This window comes from Neobacillus mesonae, assembly GCF_023715155.1.
Taxonomy (GTDB): Bacteria; Bacillota; Bacilli; order Bacillales; family Cytobacillaceae; genus Neobacillus; species Neobacillus mesonae_A.
Window position 1 is genome coordinate 1 of the sequence record NZ_JAMBNQ010000089.1, and the last position, 1,000, is coordinate 1,000.

At 38.8% G+C, this 1,000-nt stretch carries 1 protein-coding gene and 1 pseudogene; both read right to left on the minus strand.

What is annotated here, in order from left to right; translation table 11 throughout:
* On the minus strand, positions 1-821 hold an 821-nt coding region (locus M3183_RS26500; RefSeq protein WP_251475037.1), incomplete at its 3' end, for an IS3 family transposase.
* Positions 755-1,000: pseudogene (locus M3183_RS26505) on the minus strand (IS3-like element ISFnu8 family transposase); the annotation flags it as partial. The gene M3183_RS26500 and the pseudogene M3183_RS26505, both read right to left, overlap by 67 nt.

Sequence of the window (1,000 nt, forward strand, 5' to 3'; positions counted from 1 at the left end):
TGAGCGACATCCTCAAAGGATTTGTAATCATGGTGATAGATTTTTTCACATTTCAAAAGGTGGAAGAAACTTTCCATTGCCGCATTATCAAGACAATTTGCTTTTCGTGACATACTTTGAAATACATGATGTTCCTTAAGTTCTTTTACCCAGCTATGATGCTGATATTGAAATCCTTGGTCTGAGTGAACGGTTGTCCTATAAGGAAGTTTAGGTAGTGATTCCAGAGCTTTATGCAAAGGTTTTAAAGCAAAATTCACTGTAGGATGAAGATCAATGTTAAATGCCAAAATTTCACCAGAATAGAGATCCATGACAGGTTCCAAATAACAGCGATGCTCTGTGGTCATATCTCCCCAGCGCAGTTCTGTAACGTCCACCGTAAGCTTTTGATAAGGGCGGTCCGTATTAAAGCGACGATGCAGGCGATTAGGGGCAATTTTACCGACTGTTCCTTTGTATGAGTTATATTTCCGATTTTTCTTCCTATAAGCTAGTGACTGTAAGTGTTGCTCTTGCGTAATACGTTGTACTCTTTTGTGATTAACCTTCCATCCTCGATTATGTAATTCTAGTGTCAAGCGACGATAACCGTAAGCTGGATTTTCCTTTTTAATCTCTTTCATTTCTTTTATCAGTTCTTGGTCGTTCCGTTGAAATTCTTCATGATTCTGATAATAGTAATACACACTTTTGGGGAGGTCTACGACCTCCAAAATCTCTGATAAGCTATATTTCTGCCTTAATTCAGTGACTACTTGCGCTTGCTTTTGTCTATATTTTCTGGTTCCTGCATTAAGGCTCTTAGTTTTTTTAGGTATTCATTTTCAATCCTTAACATACGATTTTCACGTTGGACTTTTTCAAGTTCAGAGGATTCCTCTACTTTCTTCTTATTGCTTTTATTCTTGGCTGTCATTTGCTTCGGCCTTCCTCTCCGCTTAAACAAAGCCTCGACACCTTGCTCTTCGAACTTTCTCTCCCACGTCCAGATGGTACT